Below are 20305 nucleotides of genomic sequence, written 5' to 3'. Positions count from 1 at the left end.
GGAATTCGAATAACACAATATTTGTATAAAATATAGTTGCCTACCTGAAGAGTTGGCTTGCCTGAATAACAAAAATAAAAACACTTAAAGAATGAACAACCAAACAGTCATTACAGAACCATTCATCACAGACACTGCCGTCATTCTCGGAATATTAATGGCTATTCTTGGACTAATATTCTACACTTCGTCCTTGTCCAACAAATATGTCAGAGGTTTTTATAATGTTATCCCGCCATTGCTGTTATGTTATTTTATACCCGGGATACTTAATTCTTTACATGTCTTCGACGGAGCAAACTCTCCATTAACAACAGTCGGCAGTAGGTACTTGCTCCCAGCCTGTCTTATTTTATTTGTCATCAGTCTGGATCTGAAAGAAATGTGGGCCTTACGAAAACGTGCTGGACTAATGTTCATTACAGGAACCTTAGGTATAGTTTTAGGTGGTCCGCTAGCCGTATGGATCGTATCACTAGTGGCGCCTCAGGTCGTTGGAGGAATAGGTCCTGACGAAGTGTGGCGAGGACTAGGGGCATTAGCAGGATCTTGGATAGGGGGAAGTGCAAATCAAGTAGCTTTAAAAGAAATCTTACAACCTTCGCCCAAGTTGTTTTCTTCAATAATTGCTGTAGATGCATTTGTGGCCTATTTGTGGATGGCTTTTTTATTATATGGTGCAAGTAAAGCCAAAAAATTTGATAAGTTTTTCAAAGCTGATTCCGCTGATGTAGAACAATTAATGAAAAAAATGGAAATAAAGGCTCAAGCTAATGCGCGCACTCCGCAGACAAAAGATTTTATTATCATGTTGGCTCTAGCTTTCGGCGGGACAGGACTTGCTACGTATCTTGCTGACCCCGTGGCTGCTTTTGTATCTACAAATTACCCGCAATTGGAACAGTTTTCTTTAACCAGTGTTTTTTTCTGGATTATATTATTTGCCACGGTGATTGGGATCATCCTTTCATTTACTCCAGCCAAAAATTTAGAGCATGCAGGAGCTTCAAAAATCGGTTCTGTTTTATTGTATATGCTTATCATCACCATAGGTATGCAAATGGATATTTCAGCTATAGCTGGCAATCTAGGCTTGTTTGTTGTAGGTATAATCTGGATGAGTATCCATGCGCTGTTCCTATTAATTGTGGGCAAGATTTTTAAAGTCCCTTTCTTTTACTTTGCAGTTGGAAGCATGGCCAATGTTGGCGGAGTAGCCTCTGCATCAGTAACTTCCGCAGCTTTTCACCCATCGTTAATTTCAGTTGGGGTTATACTAGCTGTATTTGGCTATGCCATTGGTACATATGCTGGTTGGCTTACAGCTATACTTATGCAAATTGCTTCCCCTATCTAGCGTTTTTCCCATTTGTTAGTTATCTTGCAATTATCAAATACAAAACAACACAGAAGTAATTAATAAAAGCTCATCGTTATGCAGAATAAAACCTTTTACGAAGGTCAAGTCTTATGGTCTCAAATAGATGCAAATCGTCATCTTAGACATTCCGCTTACGCCGATTTCTGTGCGCAAGCGCGAAGTAATATGTTGAACAAAATGGGCCTATCTTTAGATGATTTTGCCAAGCAGAAAATCGGACCTATCCTTTTTCGGGAAGAGCTCATCTATTTTAGAGAAGTCAAATTGGATGAATTTATAAAGGTGGACGTACAACTCACTAAATTAAACAAAATCAACGGACGTTTTTCCTTTCAACACATCGTGTACAAAGAAAATCAGGTAAAAGCAGCCGAAGTAAACGTTGACGGCGCTTGGTTGAACCTGGTTGATAGAAAACTTACTGATATTCCTTCAGATTGGTATGAAATTTTAGAAAAAATTCCAAAATCAGAAAACTATGCTGAAATCAATGCATAGATCCTTAAATTTATTCTCTGTTCTCCTTATCCTTACAATCACAACTATACCCAAGGAGAATAATGCGCAACTGATGAAGGCCAAAGAGATATTCTCTAAAGCAGATTCGTTACGCGGTCAATTAACCCCTCTGCGAACCTGTTACGACATCTTATATTACCATCTAGATGTTCGTGTTGATATTGACAACAAATTTATTTCCGGTTCTAATCTATTCAAATTCCAAGCAATCAATCCGTTCAACCGCCTACAGTTCGATTTGTTCGACAACTTAAGTATTGACAAAATCAAATATCAAGGGAGAGACCTACCATTTGAAAGGTCTTATAATGCTGTATTTATAGATTTCCCCAAAACTATTGAACAAGGAAAAATAGATTCTTTTACAGTGTATTATTCCGGACATCCGTTACAGGCTACTCGTGCCCCTTGGGATGGTGGATTTGATTGGAAAACAGACAATAATGGTCTCCCTTTTATAGCCACTGCTTGTCAAGGATTGGGAGCAAGTGTATGGTGGCCCAATAAAGATCATCAGTCCGACGAAGTGGATAGTATGTTGATTTCTGTTTCGGTTCCAAAAAATTTAACCAACGTTTCCAACGGAAGACTCCTGCATACCGAAGATCTCAAAGACGGCTATCGCAAATTTCATTGGAAAGTAGAAAATCCTATAAACAACTATAACGTCGCTTTAAATATCGGTGACTACATCCATTTTAAAGAAACTTATAAAGGAGAAGATGGTAACTTGGATCTTGATTATTATGTCCTGCGAGAGAATAATAAAAAAAATAAAAGAGAACATCTACAAAAAAATGTGAGAGAAACCCTACAAGCATTTGAACATTGGTTTGGCCCTTATCCATTCTACAAAGATGGATATAAGCTCGTTGAAACAGCTCATTTAGGAATGGAGCACCAAAGTGCAATTGCTTACGGGAACAAATACCAAAACGGATATCTAGGCAGCGACGGATCTAACACAGGCTGGGGTAAAAAATGGGACTTCATCATTGTTCATGAATCGGGCCATGAATGGTTTGGCAACAATATTACAGCAAAAGACCTGGGCGACATGTGGATACACGAGAGCTTCACCAATTACTCCGAAGCATTATTCATTGACTACTTCTATGGTAAAAAAGCAAGTCAAGATTATGTTCATGGAAATCGTAAAGGCATTCTCAATGACAGACCTCTACAAGGGCCTTACCATGTAAACAAGGAGGGTTCTGGAGATATGTATCTGAAAGGAGGCGTAATACAGAATATGATACGTACAATAATTGACAACGACGAAAAATGGAGATCAATACTCAGAGGTCTTAATGAAAAATTCTACCATTCGGGAGTAGATTACGATGATATTGTTAATTTTGTAAGCACTGAATCCGGTTTCAATCTACGTCCCTTCTTTGCTCAATATGTTCAAACCACAGGTATACCTACATTGGAAATCCAAATCGGATCAGACGGAAACGTATTAGGGAGATGGATTAGTGATATCCCAGATTTCAACATGCCAGTACACATCGGATTAAAAGGCCAGAAAAAGGCCCGTATATTACTTAAGGATAGGTTTACAAAAATAGAGATACCTGGCTTACAAAAAGATAATATAGAAATAGATACATACAACTATTATATCGGCACTTTAATACAATAATCAGGGGATCTAAAACGTTTCTAACAGATAGTTTGTGACCGAAAATCATTGTAATTTTATTTGATTTTTTTGTAGAGTTCGGTTACTATAATAGATTTTTTTTCATTAGGTTTGCATTAAATTAAAAACAGAATTAGGACTTACTAAATGGGGTTATTCAATTGGTTCACGCAAGAAGTTGCGATTGACTTGGGTACAGCAAATACCTTAATAATACATAATGACAAAGTCGTAGTGGACGAGCCTTCGATCGTAGCTTTTGATCGGACGACGAATAAAGTGATTGCGATAGGCAGACAGGCTATGCAAATGGAAGGCAAAACCCATGACAACATAAAAACAGTTAGACCTCTAAGAGATGGTGTTATAGCGGACTTTACAGCTGCCGAGCATTTAATCCGAGGAATGGTTAAATTAGTTACCAACGGTAAATCATGGTTCTTCCCGTCACTACGCATGGTGGTATGTATCCCATCAGGCATTACAGAAGTGGAGAAACGTGCTGTTCGAGATTCAGCAGAGATTGCTGGAGCAAAAGAGGTATATCTCATCCACGAACCTATGGCGGCTGCAGTAGGTATTGGTATTGATGTAGAGGAACCTGTAGGAAATATGATTATTGATATTGGTGGCGGTACTACGGAGATCGCTGTTATCGCACTATCAGGAATTGTATGTGATCAATCTATTCGTGTTGGTGGAGACAACTTTGATTCTGACATTGTACAATACATTCGTCGTCAACATAATATTATGATTGGCGACAGAACAGCCGAAAAAATTAAAATCGAGGTTGGTGCAGCTCTCCCTGAACTTACAGATCCACCAGAAGATTTCGCAGTACAAGGTCGTGACTTAATGACCGGTATTCCAAAACAAATAACCGTTTCTTATACTGAAATAGCACATTGTTTAGATAAGTCTATTTCAAAAATTGAAGAGGCGATACTAAAGGCATTAGAAATCACTCCACCTGAATTATCTGCGGATATATATCAGACCGGAATATATTTAACCGGTGGTGGTGCATTACTGAGAGGTCTAGACAAAAGACTACAAGCCAAAACAAAATTACCTATACACGTTGCTGAAGATCCGTTACGCGCTGTTGTAAGAGGAACAGGAATAGCGCTCAAGAATATTGGACGATTCAAGTTTTTGATGCAGTAAGGTTAATAAATAAGGTAAAATATAATTACTTCTGCGCGATATAGAAAAGTTAAGCTTCTTCTATATCGCGTATTTTTTAGACAACGAAATAAATCTCTACGGAAAAACATGAAAAACCTATGGCTTTTTTTGGTAAGATATAACGCCTTTTTTTGGTTTGTACTTTTTTTCACTTTTTCCATTTTCCTCGTCGTCCAAAATAACAATTACCAACGTTCTTCGTTTGTAAATTCCTCGAATGTGATTATTGGATCTTTTTATGAAAATGTAAATTCATGGAAAGAATACCTCTCGTTACGTACCACAAATGAACAGCTCGCAGAAGAAAACGCACTCCTACGTCAACAATTACAAAATATAATGTCTTCCGATAGTACAACAGAAGCCATACACTTTATTGATAGTATAGATGAATCGCGTTATGACTTTCTTGTCGCATCAGTTGTAAACAATAGTGTCAACCAAAAAAGTAATTATCTAACTATTGATAAAGGTACTATAGACGGTATAGAAAAAGACATGGGAGTAATTACCTCGAATGGAGTTGTCGGTACAGTTTTGAATGTATCAGCGCATTTTAGCACCGTAAAATCACTGTTGCACCCAGACAGTAAAATATCTGTCACATTGGACAGCAGCAGTACAGCATTCGGTTCCTTAGTTTGGGGCAATAACAAGGACCCTCGCTATGCTATGGTACGAGATATTCCCAATCATGTAAAGGTCTATGTAGGGCAACCTGTTTTTACATCAGGATATTCCACAAAGTTTCCTAAAGGGATAAAGATTGGGCATATCGTCCAGACTGACTTAACATCAGGTGAGAGCTTCAAAGACATAAGAGTTCTATTGACAACAAACTTCGTTAATCTAAATCATGTCTATATCGTAAAAGATAAAATGGCAATAGAGAAAATGGAATTGGAAAGACAAAATAAAGATAATGGCTAGAGTAATCATTTTCAATATCATCCGCTTCTTGATACTAATTGTATTACAAGTAGCCGTATTCAAAAATATTGGATATTACAATGTAGCAGCATTATTTCCTTACATTCTAATCATACTATTATTACCTACAGGCATATCCAATTTCTTTCTTTTTCTATTAGCTTTTTTAACAGGTCTTACCGTAGATGCATTTTATGACAGCATGGGAGTACATGCCGCTGCATGTATCGCATTGGCTTGGTTTCGTATCTTTTTTCACAAAATCACGTTGGAAATCGATGAGCAGGGTTCTTTCCAAACTCCAAGTTGGGGCAATATGGGATTTAAGTGGTTTTCAACTTATTTATTATTAGGTACGCTTATACATCACCTTACCTTGTTTCTAATTGAAGTTTTCTCTTTTCAAAATATACTATACACATTAGCGAGTATACTTTTCAGCAGCTTATTCACTGTAGTAGTCATTCTTATCATCAGTTTGATTACCTACAATCGTAAATCGAGATTGATTAACTAAAGTGACATGAACAATAGTTTCTTCGAACGAAAGTACATTATACAAGGAATATTTATTGCAATAGCCTTGATCATTGTAGCACGACTCTTCTATCTTCAGATTATAGATGACTCTTATCTATTGTCTGCCAACAATAATGTCCTTCGAAAAACTGTAGTATACCCCGCGAGAGGAGTCATTTTGGATAGAAATGGAAAAGTACTTGTTCAAAACGAACCAGTCTATGACCTACTAGTCATACCTCGTGAGGTAAAAGACATAGATACATTATTGTTGTGTCGATTACTTGAAATTGACAAAGCAGGTTTTATCTCCCGGATGAATAAAGCCCGTTCGTTTTCCCCCTTCCGCGCTTCAACATTTGAGGGAATGATGAGCGCAGAAACCTTTGCCGTACTTCAGGAACATTTAGATAAATTCAGGGGTTTTCAAACACAACCCCGTACTGTACGTCAATATCCTGATAGTATTGCTGCGCAATTTTTGGGTTATATTCAAGAAGTAAATGAAAAGGACATTGAGCGTTCAAAAAACTTTTACAAACGCGGGGACTATATTGGTGCCTCAGGAGTCGAGCGCTCCTATGAAGAGCTTTTAAGGGGCCAACGCGGTATAAGAAACCAAATGGTCGACAAACACGGTAGAGCTCAAGGCTCATTTAGAGACGGAAAATTCGACACCTTAGCCGTATCTGGAGACGGTCTAATATCTTCTCTGGATAAAGACTTACAGCTATTAGCTGAAAAGTTGATGAAAAACAAACTCGGTTCTGTTGTGGCTATCGAACCTTCAACTGGGGAGATACTAACATATGTGAGCAGCCCAAGTTACAATCCTAATTTAATGGTTGGAAGACAACGAGGAAATAACTACATGAAACTGTTATATGATCCTCATAAACCAATGTTTAATCGACCTATCCAAGCCTCTTATCCTCCAGGATCTGTTTTCAAGGTTGTCGCTGCACTCACAGGTTTACAGGCTGGTGTTATTACACCCCATACTATATTTAATTGCCCGGGAGGCTATCGATATGGAGCAGGCAGAATCATGCGTTGTACCCATGTAGATGGCCCTACAGACTTAGTCAAATCTATACAACGTTCATGCAATACATACTATGGTTATGTTTACGCGAGGATGATTGATTCTAGAGGTATGTCGGGTCCCAAAGCATATGAACTATGGCGTGAAGGTCTTAATAAATTTGGTCTAGGCCATCCGCTAGGTATTGATTTGCCTGGAGAAAAAGGAGGTAACGTTTATCCGGCCAGTTATTACACCAAACGTTTTGGCAGTGAAAAATGGGGATCCAGCTATAGTATATCTCAATCAATCGGTCAGGGAGAACTTGGTATCACACCACTCCAAATGGCAAATATTATGGCAATTGTTGCTAACCGTGGTTTTTACTATCGTCCACATCTTATTAAAGGGATTGGAGAGAAAAAAATTATTAAAGAAGAATTTACCGAGAAAATATGGGCTGGTGTAGATGTTCAGCACTATGAACCTGTTATAGAAGGAATGAGTCGTGCTGTCAATGCTGGCGGTACAGGAGCCTCTGTACGCATCAACGGAATAGAGATGTGCGGAAAAACAGGGACCGTACAAAATCCTCACGGTGAAAATCATGCTGTATTCTTTGCGTTTGCACCCCGCGTTAATCCTAAAATAGCAATAGCAGTTTTTGTAGAAAACGCTGGTTACGGTGGTACCTGGGCTGGACCTATAGCTAGTATGCTCGTAGAAAAACATCTCAGGGATACCATCACCTTGCCCAAATACTTGCAAGACCGTATTTTGAACGCTAATTTATTGCCCAAAGTAAAAACTAAGACCGACGAGGTGAAGAGCGTTCCATCATCGGCCAAAAAGGACACTTTAAAAACTACAAAAAAGGCAGGCCCAATCCAACAAAAGCCTACTCTATTAGTTCATCACAGCCAAGTAAAAGGAAGATATGAATAGCACAAAAAACAGCTTTTTAGGTCGAATAGATTGGATTACTATTGTATTGTGGCTCGCCCTGTGCTTAATAGGTTTGTTCAACATCTACGCTGCTGCTTATAACCCTCAACACCCAGAGATATTCAATTTATCTACAAATTATGGTAAACAAACATTATATATATTTACAGCTCTGATCATCGGTTTTAGCATACTTATCATTGATCAACGTTTTTTTATATCGATCACGCCTATTGTGTATGCCCTCGTCATGTTGCTTCTAATAGTGGTGTTATTTGTCGGAAAAAATGTAAATGGTAATCAATCATGGATTGATCTTGGCTTCTTTCGATTACAACCGTCTGAGTTTGGAAAACTAGCCACTTGTCTATTACTCTCCTACTATCTTAATACACAAGCTAACAAAACCCCCAATCTGACCTCGCTTGCTGTCGCTGCCAGTATAGTATTATTACCTGTTATTTTAATAAAATTACAACCGGATACTGGTTCCGCTCTCGTTTTTTTCTCTTTGATTTTTGTCTTCTATAGAGAAGGATATGTTAACACAAAGTTACTATTGCTAGGCGGCTTAGCGATTGTACTTTTTGTATTTGCATTGATACTTGAAAACGAATGGATATTGATCGGAATTATCTTTGCAATTTGCACAATCTTAGCATATTTTTACAGATCAAAGCAAAAACATATACTTAATATCGCTCTACTATGCTTAGCTTCATCTGTTTATGTATTGAGTGTTGATTTTGTTTGGGAGAATATTTTGGAACAACACCAACGAAACAGAATCGAGATTTTGCTTGGTAAAGTTCATGATCCCTTAGATCAAGGCTACAATCTAAATCAATCACAAATAGCAATCGGATCAGGACAACTTTTTGGTAAAGGATATCTTCAAGGTACGCAAACCAAATATAACTTCGTACCTGAACAAAGCACTGACTTCATTTTTTGTACTATAGGTGAAGAATGGGGGTTTGTAGGCTCTGTTACTGTAGTAGCTCTTTACATATTTTTATTGTTTCGAATTATACATATTGCAGAAAGGCAGCGAACCGCCTTCGCTCGCATTTACTCCTACTGCGTTGCATCGATTTTATTCTTCCATTTCTTCATCAATCTAAGTATGACCATTGGATTAGTTCCTATCATCGGAATCCCCTTGCCATTTGTTAGTTACGGAGGATCCTCACTGTGGAGTTTTACAATTTTACTTTTTATAATGTTAAAATTTGATTCTACTCGTAAAGGTTTATCTCCCAATTAATAATATCAAATCCGATTTAATACATATTGTATAGCTCTATCAATTACTTCTGCAGGGTTGGGACAAAATTCTTCGTCAAGTCGTGATGCTAATATTGCATTGATGGAAAGTGCATGATGACCAAACATGTTCGAAAGCGCGTAAATTCCAGCCGTTTCCATCTCTAGATTAGTGATATACCGACCATCATCCGTTACGAAAGAGCTTGCCTTATGTATCAAATCCGGATACATATTATGTGATCTTACACTCCTCCCTTGCGGCCCATAAAATCCCGGAGCTGTCATCGTAATACCTAGTGCAAGTTCTGAGGCGAATTGATCTAATAATTTAGAACTCGCAGCGCCTATGTAAGGACGAAATGACAGATTTGCAAAGTGAACCCCCACCTTATCTGATAGGATTTCTTCCGTGGGGCTGTATGCTTTAACGTAAAACTGCATTAAATTATCGAAGCCAATAGCAAACTCGCTGGCCAAGATAGTACCTATCGGAATATTTCCCTGTATGGAACCAGAGGTTCCAATACGTATAATATCTACACTTTTCAGTTTATCCTTAAGTGTCTTCGTTGAGAAATCTACATTAACCAAAGCATCTATTTCGTTGATTACTATATCAATATTATCCGTACCGATACCGGTTGATATCACCGACAAACGTTGCCCTCGTAACAGCCCTGTATGTGTCACAAATTCTCGCTTTCCTTTCTTTATCTCTATTTTATCGAAATATTTTGAGACCAAAGGTACTCGGTCGGGATCACCAACAAATATTATCGTATCAGCCAAATCATCCGGAAGAATATTGAGATGGTATATACTTCCGTCCGCATTCAAAATCAGTTCAGTATCTGCTATCATAAAGTGTACAAATATTTAGCTCTGGTCTTCTCAATTTTATCCAATTTTGACAACACCGTGTTTACAAGATTTTTTCTAATTTCTACAGTAATAACACATTTGTTATCAAATTGTTGGTTCAAAACACCAATTTCTTCCTCCTTTAATAAACGCATCACATCATTCATTTGCAAATATTCAAAAGACAGATCATAAACATCATTGACCGTCTTTTCAACGATCTCAACCTCTGCTAATGCTTCCTGAGTCGCCATCTTATATGCATTTATCAAGCCGGGGACACCAAGCAATGTTCCTCCAAAATAACGTACTACCACGACCAAAATATTAGTCAGATCCTTAGATAGTAATACATTTAAAATAGGTCTACCGGCAGTGCCAGAAGGTTCTCCATCATCATTAAGACGAAAAACACTACGGTCTGTGCCTAGACGATATGCCCAACAGTGATGCCTTGCTTTTGGATGGAGTGATTTCAGCGTTGCAATAATCTCCTTTAGGTCCTTCTCTTTTTTAAATGGATAAGCATAGGCAATGAACTTACTACCTTTATCTCTAAAAATGCCCTCAGAGGGGCGCTCGATCGTTAAGTATGTATCTTCAAATAAACTCACAGGTACGTAATTAATAATATGGAGACAATAGCCAAAACGAGGCCTATCTTATTCAAAAAACTAAGTTTCTCCCTAAACATCCACACTCCAACTATAGAACCTAACACAATAACTCCTACATTCATAGTCGTAAATACAATGGATGGATTTTCTGGAATAGCGCGATGGGCTTTCATATAAAAAAAAATATTAGCAAAATTGAATACCCCTAGAACACTCCCCCATACAATACTTCTTAAATCCGCTTTCTCTCTCCATAACCATAACCGGGACGTCAATATAACAAAAGCGATGCACATTGCCCCGACAAACACAAAAAACATAGAGTCAATATAAGCTAACTCTTTATGTTGTGCCACCTGTTTAAACAAAACATCGATAATTCCCATTCCAACGAAAACAATCGACGGATATAGTATACTACTTGATTTTTGGTCAGCACCACCTTTATTCCAGCTCACAGAACAAATTACAGCAACCAAACCGATCACCAAGCCTATTAGCTTTCCTATGTTAGCCTGTTCATTAAAAAACAAAAAAGAAGCAAACAAAGGTATAAACAATGACATACGCTGTGCAATATCAGTCTTCACAATACCACTATACTTAATAGCCAAAGCTATAAAAATAAAAAGGGTGGGCAATAATACCGTCAATGGGACGTACAATTGATACGGCAATTTCTGCCAAGGAATATCGGTCAAAGACGGTTTCAAAAGAAAATATGTCAATACAACTGTAGTTGGATAATTCCATAATACAAGTTGCTGTACATTCAACGACTTTCCACGTGCTAATTTTAGTATCACAGCTACGCTAACACTACAAAAAACACTTAAAATAACATACAACATATTCGATACGACTAATAGACTACAATACTACTAAAAAGCGAGGAATTATAGCTTGACAGCGCAGTATAATATTAATCCAATTTTATTTGGGGCTAAAAAACAAGATAAAATACACCAAAAAAAACAATAAAAAAAATGATAAAATTAAAACAAAAAACAAACACGTTTATAACTAAAAAAGCGATTAAAAAACAACAAAAAAAACGTACCAAAATCACCAGATAGATAAACAAACTCATTTAAAAAACAAATAAACAATGATTTAAGCATTTTCAACCATCGTCATAAAGAACAAAAAAAAGACATTATTATACACAAAAAACACACTAAAAAAGAAGGTATTTTTAGTGTTTAAAAAAATTAAAAATTAAAAAAATTTGGATATAAATTTTCTATCACATACCTTTGGACTATCAAAACAGAGACAATGCATACAGCAACTACATACAACTATTTTTACTTCTTTTATTTTAGCGATAAGAGCCGGGGCTAGTATGTATAGAGTTCATAACATGAATAAAATATAAAAAGGTCCCGGATTGAATCCGGGACCTTTTTTATTTAAGTATTAAATATGAAAACAAAAATTGCAATTCAGGGCGTAAAAGCTTCTTTTCATGAAGAGGCTGCATTTAAATACTTCGGACAGGATATCGAAACGTTAGAATGTAGCTCATTCAAACAAACTTGTGAAATGCTCAAGCAAGGAAAAGCCGACAATGTAGTTATGGCTATTGAGAACTCTATTGCTGGAAGTATTTTACCTAATTACAATTTATTAAGAGATTATAGGTTCCACATTGTAGGCGAGGTACATCTTAATATACAGCAAAACCTACTAGCACTTCCTGGCGTGAAACTGAGTGACTTACAATACGTAGAATCCCATCCTATCGCAATTAGGCAATGTGACGAATTTCTTTCTGACCATCCAGACTGGATTATCAAAGAGGGATTGGACACCGCTGGTTGTGCAAAAAAAATAAAAGAAGAACAGCTCACCAACACCGCTGCGATCGCAGGCGAATTTGCAGCAAAAATATACGGCCTTAATATTCTTGAAAAGCGCATAGAGACAAACAAGAAAAACGCAACACGCTTCTTGATTTTGAGTAACGAGGTAGTCGAACAAAAAGGTGCTAACAAAGCCTCTCTCTCTTTCCAAACAGGTAATGCAGTAGGTGCATTGGCATCAGTATTACAATGTTTTGCCGAACAAAATGTGAATCTAAGCAAGATACAATCGATGCCTGTCGTTGGCCGTCGCAATGAATACGATTTTTATGTCGACGTCGAATGGAAAAAGCAGGCTGATTACGATGCAGCTATCCGCAAGGTACTTAAGCACACTGTCAATTTCAGTATTATGGGTGAGTATATCAAAAACGAAAAAATATAACAAGAACAACACAGTAAACAATAAAATTAAAAAATTGAAAATAAAATGAAACATTCATTAGACATCCTTCCTTTACAATCTTGGATCAACATCGGGGACAAACCCTTAATAATAGCTGGACCATGCAGTGCCGAAACTGAAGAACAACTTGTTTCTACGGCTCACCTTTTAGCAAATACAGGAAAGGTAAATATCCTTCGTGCAGGTATCTGGAAACCCCGCACCCGTCCAGGGGAATTCGAGGGAATTGGTAGTATCGGTTTACAATGGTTAAAAAGAGCAAAAGAAGAAACTGGCTTACTTACAGCAACAGAGGTTGCTACGGCAAAACACGTTGAAGAAGCATTGGCAGCAGGGGTTGATGTGCTATGGGTAGGTGCGCGTTCAACTGCAAATCCATTCACAGTTCAAGAGATTGCGGACGCATTAAAGGGGGTAGACATTCCTGTTTTAGTTAAAAATCCAGTCAACCCTGATCTTTCCTTATGGATTGGTGCATTAGAGCGTATCAATGGTGCTGGTATTAAAAAACTAGGAGCTATCCATAGAGGTTTTTCATCATTCGAAAAGACAGCATTCCGTAATGAACCGATGTGGGATATTGCAATTCAGTTGAAAACAATTGCTCCTGAATTACCTATTATAAATGACCCAAGTCATATCTGTGGCAATAGAGAATTAATCCCATACATTACTCAAAAAGCAATGGATATGGATATGCAGGGACTTATCATCGAGTCACATATCGATCCTTCTGTGGCCTGGACCGATGCCAAACAACAAGTAACACCATCGGCACTTTCAGATTTATTGGACAATCTTTCAATTCGCCATGCTGCATCTAACAATCCTGCATTTGACGATAAACTAGCCGAGTTACGTCAGCAAATAGACAAATTGGACGATCAGATAATCAAACAAATTGGTGATCGTATGAAGATAGCTGAAAAGATAGGTGAATACAAACGCGACAATCACGTTACGATCTTACAAGTTTCACGTTGGGATGAAATCGTCCAAAAACGAGTACAGTTAGCAAAAGCTTTGAACCTTAGCGAAGATTTCACCGTCAAATACTTAGAACTATTGCACAATGAATCTATTCGTAAGCAGAATGAGATCATGAACACAAAAGTAAATGCGGAGGCATAATGGAGCAAGCAAGCATTAAGCTCTCGCATCCAACAAAGGAAATAAGTGGCGTGGTACAGCTCACCGGTTCAAAATCGGAGAGCAATCGCGCGCTTATTATCCAAGCCATTAGCCAAGGAAAAGTTACTATACAAAATCTTTCCAGTGCCGACGACACATTATTACTAACTAAGGCTTTAAAAACTGCGCATAAGGCCCAAAATAGCGTTAAAACTATAAATATTGGTCCAGCAGGTACGGCTATGCGATTTTTAACGTCTTATCTCAACCTACTCCAAAGCGAGTTTATATTGACAGGAACTTCAAGAATGCAACAACGCCCTATAGGTATTCTTGTTAGCGCATTGAATAGCATAGGGACAGACATTCAATACGATCAACATGAGGGCTATCCCCCATTACGAATCCGTGGTCCATTGATTCAAACCCAAGAATCTGTAAAGATAGAAGGAGATGTAAGTAGTCAATATATATCATCACTTCTTTTGATAGCCTCGGCGTTAGAAAAAGGGCTTACTCTAGAGATTGAAGGCGAGCTTACATCCTTACCTTATGTGACTATGACATTAAATATGCTGAGCGAAGTTGGTATCAAACATCTGTGGGTTGAGAACAGTATTCAGATACGAGCACAGCAAGCACAAGAAAGTATCTTATATATCGAACCCGACTGGAGTGCAGCTTCATATTGGTATGCTATCATCGCTTTATCCAAAAATGGTTCAATTCGATTGCCAGGACTCAAAAAGAACAGTTTGCAAGGAGATATAGCCATAGCAGATATCATGACACATTTCGGAGTTAAGACCACATTTGAAGCCGATGGTATCTATCTTGAAAAAACAGACGCCGTATCTAACAAGACAATATTTGACTTCAAATCATGTCCAGACTTAGCTCAGACTGTCGTTGTTGTCGCTTCAGCACTAAAGCAAAACATTTCATTCACGGGATTAGAGACCCTAAGGATTAAGGAGACAGACCGTATCGCCGCCTTGCAACAAGAAATCTCCAAATATGGTGCCCGATTGGAGGAAGATGGGATTAACTACCACCTAGACACGCAAAAGGTAGCAGACCCTGGCACTATTACCATAAAAACCTACGAAGATCATCGCATGGCTATGGCATTTGCTCCTCTAGCATTGTTTTTTAAAAACATCATCATTGAAGAACCTCAAGTAGTCGAAAAGTCTTATCCTACATTTTGGGAAGACCTTCGAAATCAAGGATTCTTCATATCCTAAATAATTATCAGATATATCGTCTATATTTTTTCGCTAAAGTATAGACGATTTAATATATTTACCTCAATTAATTAAATTATGGCGGGAAATTCATTTGGAGATCTATTCAGAATAACTACTTTCGGCGAATCCCACGGCGCTGCGATAGGTGTTATATTGGACGGTTGTCCTTCAAACATAGTAATTGACGAAGCATTTATTCAGTCTGAGTTGGATAAGAGACGCCCTGGTCAATCTAAGATTACCACACAACGTAAAGAGAGTGATACTGCACAGATTCTATCTGGTATATTTGAAGGTAAATCTACAGGCACGCCAATAGCTATCGTTATACCAAACGAAGATCAGCGCTCCAAAGATTATTCTCATATCAGTGATAAGTTTCGTCCTTCGCATGCAGACTATACCTATCAGATGAAATATGGAATACGCGACTACCGAGGCGGAGGCCGTTCCTCAGCGAGAGAGACGGCAGCGCGCGTAGCAGCTGGTGCTATAGCTAAATTGTTCTTAAAACAGCAGGGCATAACCATATTCGCACACGTGTCAGGAGTCGGCTCGATCGAATCTCCAAATCTAGACAATTCAGACCTAAACAATCTACTAGAACTACGTGAGTCCAATATTGTCCGCTGCGCTGACCCAGCCACCGCCAACGAGATGATAGAGTATATTGATGGCATTCGTAAAGCAGGTGATACGGTTGGCGGACGTATATCGACGATTATCCATAATTTACCTGTAGGATTAGGCGAACCAGTATTTGACAAACTACACGCCGATTTAGCCAAAGCAATGATGGGTATTAATGCTGTACACGGTTTTGAATATGGATCTGGCTTTGACGGTTCTAGATTAAAAGGTTCTGAACACAACGATATATTTGTCAAAGAAGCTGATAAAACCATAACACGCACAAACTACTCAGGAGGCATACAGGGCGGGATATCCAATGGTATGGATGTCACTTTCAAAGTTGCATTCAAACCCGTTGCAACAATCATGCGTGACCAGCCTACATTAAATGAGGCAGGCGAAGAAACCGTGATATCAGGCAAAGGAAGGCATGACCCCTGCGTTGTGCCTCGAGCTGTTATTATCGTCGAAGCCATGGCCGCTCTTGTCATTGCTGATCACCTATTAAAATACAACGCATACTTAAATGTCACAAAGTAAGTCTACATATATATTAGCTTGCGATATCGGAGGTACACACATTACCTCCGCTATTGTCGCTTGTGGTACATGGTCAATTCTTTCCGAGACTATCACCCGTACAGAAGTTAATTCTTCCGAAAATGCTAAATCGATTTTTCAAAGCTGGACAAGTGCAATCAAAGAGTCTATCTCGCACTTCAATAAGCCTATAAATCAAATCGGTATCGCTATGCCTGGTCCTTTCGATTATGAAGAGGGTATTTCGTTAATGAAAGGACAAAACAAATATGACAGCCTTTACAAGCTTGATATTACTTCCGCTTTGCGTGAGGAATTGGAGTCTCCTTCACTCGAAATACGCTACATCAATGATGCTGCCGCGTTTTTACAGGGAGAAATTTTCGCTACTGGTCGCCATCAGGAAAACTGCATCTTAGGAATTACATTAGGTACTGGACTGGGGAGTGCCATTTGGCAACAAGGAGCTAAAGCTTACGATGCCAATTTATGGAATACTCCTTATAAGGATAGTATCTTTGAAGAATACCTAGTGACTCGCTGGTTCACCAAACGCTTTGAGGAACTATCCGGCCTACGAGAGCCTGGTTTCAAAGAAATCATACAGAAGCACAATCAAACAGATTTCTTTCAGTCTCTAATGATAGAATATCGTACCAACTTGCATCAATTTTTAACTTTCTTTTCCGGTAGACATCATTGCAATAATTATGTTATCGGCGGAAATATTGCCAAAGCTTGGGGGATCATCAATAAAGATAATTCATTTGTTGATTTCAATATCCGCATCGGAGAATACGAAGAGAAAGCAGCATTAATAGGGGCAGCTTCCCTATTTGAATAATGACATCTACTTTCCATAGCTAAGTTACTAAATAACAAAGCTATGGAAAGTAGATATTTTTAAAACAATGATGGAAATTGTTGGGGATTTACATCATTCATAATCTTATATACCGACTCTATGATATCATCCACGGATGGTTTTGTAAAGTAATCACCATCAGAACCATATGGAGGTCTATGAGCTTTCGCGCTTAAAGTTAAAGGTTTGCTTTCCAAATGGTAATATCCACCTTGTTCTTCTAGAATCTGCTGCAATATAAAAGCACTGGCACCACCAGGCACATCCTCATCCACCACAAGAAGACGATTAGTCTTTTTTAAAGAAGTTGCACAGATATGTTCTTTGTCAAATGGTTGAAGACACTGCGCATCAATGATCTCAATAGAAATTCCGATTTTATCCAATTCTAAAGCAGCTTCTTGCACTAATCTAAGGGTTGATCCATACGATACAACCGTCACGTCGGTACCAGACCGCAATAATTCAGCAATTCCTAAAGGTACCGTAAATTCACCTACATTATTTGGCATCTTCTCCTTCAGGCGATAACCATTAAGACATTCTATAACTAAAGCCGGATCATCCGATTTCAATAATGTATTATACATCCCCGCCGCCTGCGTCATATTCCGTGGCACACAGATATGAATTCCACGCAAAGCTCCTAATAAAACCGTCATGGGTGATCCTGAATGCCAAACCCCTTCTAGACGATGTCCTCGTGTACGTATAATAAGTGGTGCTTTCTGTTGACCTTTAGTACGATATCCCAAAGAGGCTAAATCGTCACTTAGCACAGGTATCGCGTACAATAAGTAATCTAAATACTGTATCTCTGCGATGGGACGCAGTCCACGCACAGCCAGACCTATCCCCTTCCCGATAATAGTAGATTCTCTAATTCCTGTATCAAAGACGCGCATTTCACCAAACTTCTCCTGCAAACCAGCGAATCCCTGATTCACATCCCCAATCTTACCAACATCCTCACCAAAAGCTAATATTCGTTCGTCTCTACTAAAATTAGCTTCAAAACAAGCATTCAGCACCTCTCGCCCATCTACGACAGTTGAATCTTGATCGTATTCAGCATCGACTACAGCAACGTTAAATGGACTTGTATCCGACTCCACATACAATGTACTATTATATCGATCTTCATTTAAGATCTGCTTATCTTGATACCACAACAACAATGCTTCCCTTTGTGGAGAGTCTTTAAAACGAAGCTCTCTCAACACCTGCCTTACCGTAGAATATATTTCCTTTAACGACGCCTCAGACGAACTAATCAAGGTCTTCAACGGCAATTCAACCACTTCGTCTTTAATCTCTGAAAGTAATGAAACCGCCTCCTCCAACTCAGCCTGAAGCATCTTTCTATAATCAGACCAAGCCCTACGCTGCTCCTCTCTTACAAATCCTTTTGCCTTTTCCTCTATTTCTATCAGTTCTTCATCCGTGGCTATCCCTGCATCTAATATCCATTGGCGCATTTTGACATTACAATCATAATCAACTTCCCAAACTAAACGTGCCTTCGTTTTATAACGTTCATGCGATCCTGACGAGGAGTGTCCCTGCGGCTGGGTTAATTCTGTAACATGTACAATACAGGGTCTATGCTCTTCACGAGCTATCTTGGCCGCCTTTTCATAGGTTTCACACAGCCCAGGATAATCCCAACCGTTTACTTTAAAAATCTCAAATCCCTCGCCATTTTCATCCCGCTGAAACCCTTTCAGTACTTCCGAAATATCCCCCTTAGTTGTCTGGATTGAATTTGGCACAGATATACCATAACCATCGTCCCAAATAGATATGACTGCTGGTATTTGATGCACGCCAGCAGCATTAATTACTTCCCAGAATACTCCTTCAGAAGTAGCAGCATTACCGATGTTACAGAATACAACTTCATTCCCATTATTCGAAAAGTACTTCAAATAAGAGAGATCTTTATTATTACGGTATAATTTTGATGCAAGCCCCAGCCCCATTGATCGTGCCATTTGCCCCCCTGTGGTCGAGATATCGGAAAAGGAGTTTTTTGTCAATGTTTGATCCTTCCAGTTCCCGTTCTCATCCAATAAATTCGTCGAAAAATGGGCAACCATCTGTCTGCCCCCGGACGAAGTGTCAGCCTCAAGATCTGGATGCGCATATAGTTGGGAGAAAAAATGATAAATGGTCGTTATACCTGATACAAAAGCAAATGTCTGATCCCTATAATAACCGGAGCGCCAATCTCCAATCTCAAAAACCTTCGCCAACGCAATTTGGGCGAGCTCCTTTCCATCTCCAAAAATACCAAATTTAGCTTTACCTGTCAGTACCTCCTTACGTCCCAATAGACTCACTACCCTACTCTGTACGGCAAATTCATAATCCGCCTTAATGATTTGACGAAAATCATCAAAACTTAATTTAGAAGTAGATAAATCTACGGAAACTTTTAAATCAGTATCTATCATTAATTTAATGTTCTGTTTTAGCAAAAGTAGCAAATTTAGTTCTTACAATATAAGTATTAGTAATATTAATCACTTTCATTAGCTATTTAGATCTACATCTCCAATCTTAACTTCTGAGCCATTTTAAGTACTACAAAGACTTCCTTTTTAACCATAGCTCAGATTCCTCTCTACTCCCTCAAAATACCAGTTATAGAACCCGATATCTAAACCTATAATATTAAGTAAATTTTAAACAGGCTTTAGAATATACAG

The 20305-nt window shown here is 38.5% G+C and carries 17 protein-coding genes; 13 read left to right on the top strand and 4 right to left on the bottom strand.

Features of this window, described 5'->3' with window-relative positions; translation table 11 throughout:
* Positions 1-91 precede the first annotated feature (91 nt).
* The 8 genes from B5X76_RS07210 (at position 92) to rodA (ending at position 9424) form a co-directional block, all read left to right on the top strand.
* Entirely contained in the window at positions 92-1357 is a 1266-nt protein-coding gene (locus B5X76_RS07210) for a DUF819 family protein (protein WP_079642438.1), read from the top strand.
* A 78-nt stretch (positions 1358-1435) separates the two neighbouring features.
* Complete coding sequence (locus B5X76_RS07205) at positions 1436-1879, top strand: acyl-CoA thioesterase (RefSeq protein WP_079642437.1); 444 nt, start codon at positions 1436-1438, stop codon at positions 1877-1879.
* Positions 1872-3548, top strand: a complete 1677-nt coding sequence (locus tag B5X76_RS07200; protein WP_245800987.1) for a M1 family metallopeptidase — start codon at positions 1872-1874, stop codon at positions 3546-3548. Before B5X76_RS07205 ends, B5X76_RS07200 begins: the two co-directional genes overlap by 8 nt.
* A gap of 147 nt (positions 3549-3695) precedes the next feature.
* Positions 3696-4718 carry a rod shape-determining protein gene (locus tag B5X76_RS07195; protein WP_079642435.1) on the top strand — a complete coding sequence of 341 codons (1023 nt, stop codon included), beginning with the start codon at positions 3696-3698 and terminating at the stop codon, positions 4716-4718.
* A gap of 108 nt (positions 4719-4826) precedes the next feature.
* Complete coding sequence (gene mreC / locus B5X76_RS07190; RefSeq protein ID WP_079642434.1) at positions 4827-5669, top strand: rod shape-determining protein MreC; 843 nt, start codon at positions 4827-4829, stop codon at positions 5667-5669.
* On the top strand, positions 5662-6186 hold the full coding sequence (locus B5X76_RS07185) for a rod shape-determining protein MreD (RefSeq protein ID WP_079642433.1): 525 nt from the start codon (positions 5662-5664) through the stop codon (positions 6184-6186). The genes mreC and B5X76_RS07185 overlap by 8 nt, the downstream gene beginning before the upstream one ends.
* A gap of 6 nt (positions 6187-6192) precedes the next feature.
* On the top strand, positions 6193-8157 hold the full coding sequence (gene mrdA, locus B5X76_RS07180; protein WP_079642432.1) for a penicillin-binding protein 2: 1965 nt from the start codon (positions 6193-6195) through the stop codon (positions 8155-8157).
* A complete protein-coding gene (rodA, locus tag B5X76_RS07175) occupies positions 8150-9424 on the top strand; it encodes a rod shape-determining protein RodA (protein WP_079642431.1) in 1275 nt (424 codons plus the stop codon). The genes mrdA and rodA overlap by 8 nt, the downstream gene beginning before the upstream one ends.
* Before the next feature lie 5 nt (positions 9425-9429).
* Here rodA and B5X76_RS07170 read toward each other — a convergent pair whose 3' ends face one another.
* Genes B5X76_RS07170 through B5X76_RS07160 form a run of 3 tightly spaced genes read right to left on the bottom strand, consistent with a single transcriptional unit; the run spans position 9430 to position 11710 of the window.
* The gene (locus B5X76_RS07170; protein ID WP_079642430.1) at positions 9430-10287 is read right to left on the bottom strand and encodes a nucleoside phosphorylase; all 858 of its coding nucleotides are present in this window, start codon (positions 10285-10287) and stop codon (positions 9430-9432) included.
* A complete protein-coding gene (locus B5X76_RS07165) occupies positions 10284-10901 on the bottom strand; it encodes a YigZ family protein (RefSeq protein ID WP_079642429.1) in 618 nt (205 codons plus the stop codon). Before B5X76_RS07165 ends, B5X76_RS07170 begins: the two co-directional genes overlap by 4 nt.
* Positions 10898-11710, bottom strand: a complete 813-nt coding sequence (locus tag B5X76_RS07160; RefSeq protein WP_245800985.1) for an EamA family transporter — start codon at positions 11708-11710, stop codon at positions 10898-10900. Before B5X76_RS07160 ends, B5X76_RS07165 begins: the two co-directional genes overlap by 4 nt.
* A gap of 619 nt (positions 11711-12329) precedes the next feature.
* Here B5X76_RS07160 and B5X76_RS07155 point away from each other — a divergent pair.
* From B5X76_RS07155 to B5X76_RS07135, 5 genes are all read left to right on the top strand, one after another.
* Positions 12330-13154: a prephenate dehydratase gene (locus B5X76_RS07155; protein WP_079642427.1), complete on the top strand. Its 825-nt coding sequence runs from the start codon at positions 12330-12332 to the stop codon at positions 13152-13154.
* A gap of 45 nt (positions 13155-13199) precedes the next feature.
* On the top strand, positions 13200-14306 hold the full coding sequence (locus B5X76_RS07150; RefSeq protein ID WP_079642426.1) for a chorismate mutase: 1107 nt from the start codon (positions 13200-13202) through the stop codon (positions 14304-14306).
* On the top strand, positions 14306-15553 hold the full coding sequence (gene aroA, locus B5X76_RS07145) for a 3-phosphoshikimate 1-carboxyvinyltransferase (RefSeq protein ID WP_079642425.1): 1248 nt from the start codon (positions 14306-14308) through the stop codon (positions 15551-15553). Before B5X76_RS07150 ends, aroA begins: the two co-directional genes overlap by 1 nt.
* Before the next feature lie 78 nt (positions 15554-15631).
* Complete coding sequence (aroC, locus tag B5X76_RS07140; protein WP_079642424.1) at positions 15632-16729, top strand: chorismate synthase; 1098 nt, start codon at positions 15632-15634, stop codon at positions 16727-16729.
* Positions 16716-17573, top strand: a complete 858-nt coding sequence (locus B5X76_RS07135; protein WP_079642423.1) for an ROK family protein — start codon at positions 16716-16718, stop codon at positions 17571-17573. The genes aroC and B5X76_RS07135 overlap by 14 nt, the downstream gene beginning before the upstream one ends.
* Positions 17574-17632: 59 nt before the next feature.
* On the opposite strand, the gene B5X76_RS07130 is transcribed toward B5X76_RS07135, so the two are convergent.
* Positions 17633-20050 (bottom strand): alpha-ketoacid dehydrogenase subunit alpha/beta, encoded by a 2418-nt coding sequence (locus tag B5X76_RS07130; protein ID WP_079642422.1) that lies wholly within the window; start codon positions 20048-20050, stop codon positions 17633-17635.
* Positions 20051-20305 lie beyond the last annotated feature (255 nt).

The organism is Sphingobacterium nematocida (assembly GCF_900168125.1).
In the GTDB taxonomy this organism is placed as follows: domain Bacteria; phylum Bacteroidota; class Bacteroidia; order Sphingobacteriales; family Sphingobacteriaceae; genus Sphingobacterium; species Sphingobacterium nematocida.
The sequence above is the reverse complement of the archived record's forward strand: the minus strand, read 5'-3'. Positions and strand labels throughout refer to the sequence as shown.

Coding starts and splice junctions, on each gene's coding strand:
- B5X76_RS07150 (WP_079642426.1), top strand. CDS start 13,200: ATGAAACATTCATTAGACATCCTTCCTTTACAATCTTGGATCAACATC.
- aroA (WP_079642425.1), top strand. CDS start 14,306: ATGGAGCAAGCAAGCATTAAGCTCTCGCATCCAACAAAGGAAATAAGT.
- B5X76_RS07130 (WP_079642422.1), bottom strand. CDS start 20,050: ATGATAGATACTGATTTAAAAGTTTCCGTAGATTTATCTACTTCTAAA.
- B5X76_RS07185 (WP_079642433.1), top strand. CDS start 5,662: ATGGCTAGAGTAATCATTTTCAATATCATCCGCTTCTTGATACTAATT.
- B5X76_RS07170 (WP_079642430.1), bottom strand. CDS start 10,287: ATGATAGCAGATACTGAACTGATTTTGAATGCGGACGGAAGTATATAC.
- aroC (WP_079642424.1), top strand. CDS start 15,632: ATGGCGGGAAATTCATTTGGAGATCTATTCAGAATAACTACTTTCGGC.
- B5X76_RS07135 (WP_079642423.1), top strand. CDS start 16,716: ATGTCACAAAGTAAGTCTACATATATATTAGCTTGCGATATCGGAGGT.
- rodA (WP_079642431.1), top strand. CDS start 8,150: ATGAATAGCACAAAAAACAGCTTTTTAGGTCGAATAGATTGGATTACT.
- B5X76_RS07195 (WP_079642435.1), top strand. CDS start 3,696: ATGGGGTTATTCAATTGGTTCACGCAAGAAGTTGCGATTGACTTGGGT.
- B5X76_RS07210 (WP_079642438.1), top strand. CDS start 92: ATGAACAACCAAACAGTCATTACAGAACCATTCATCACAGACACTGCC.
- mreC (WP_079642434.1), top strand. CDS start 4,827: ATGAAAAACCTATGGCTTTTTTTGGTAAGATATAACGCCTTTTTTTGG.
- mrdA (WP_079642432.1), top strand. CDS start 6,193: ATGAACAATAGTTTCTTCGAACGAAAGTACATTATACAAGGAATATTT.
- B5X76_RS07205 (WP_079642437.1), top strand. CDS start 1,436: ATGCAGAATAAAACCTTTTACGAAGGTCAAGTCTTATGGTCTCAAATA.
- B5X76_RS07155 (WP_079642427.1), top strand. CDS start 12,330: ATGAAAACAAAAATTGCAATTCAGGGCGTAAAAGCTTCTTTTCATGAA.
- B5X76_RS07200 (WP_245800987.1), top strand. CDS start 1,872: ATGCATAGATCCTTAAATTTATTCTCTGTTCTCCTTATCCTTACAATC.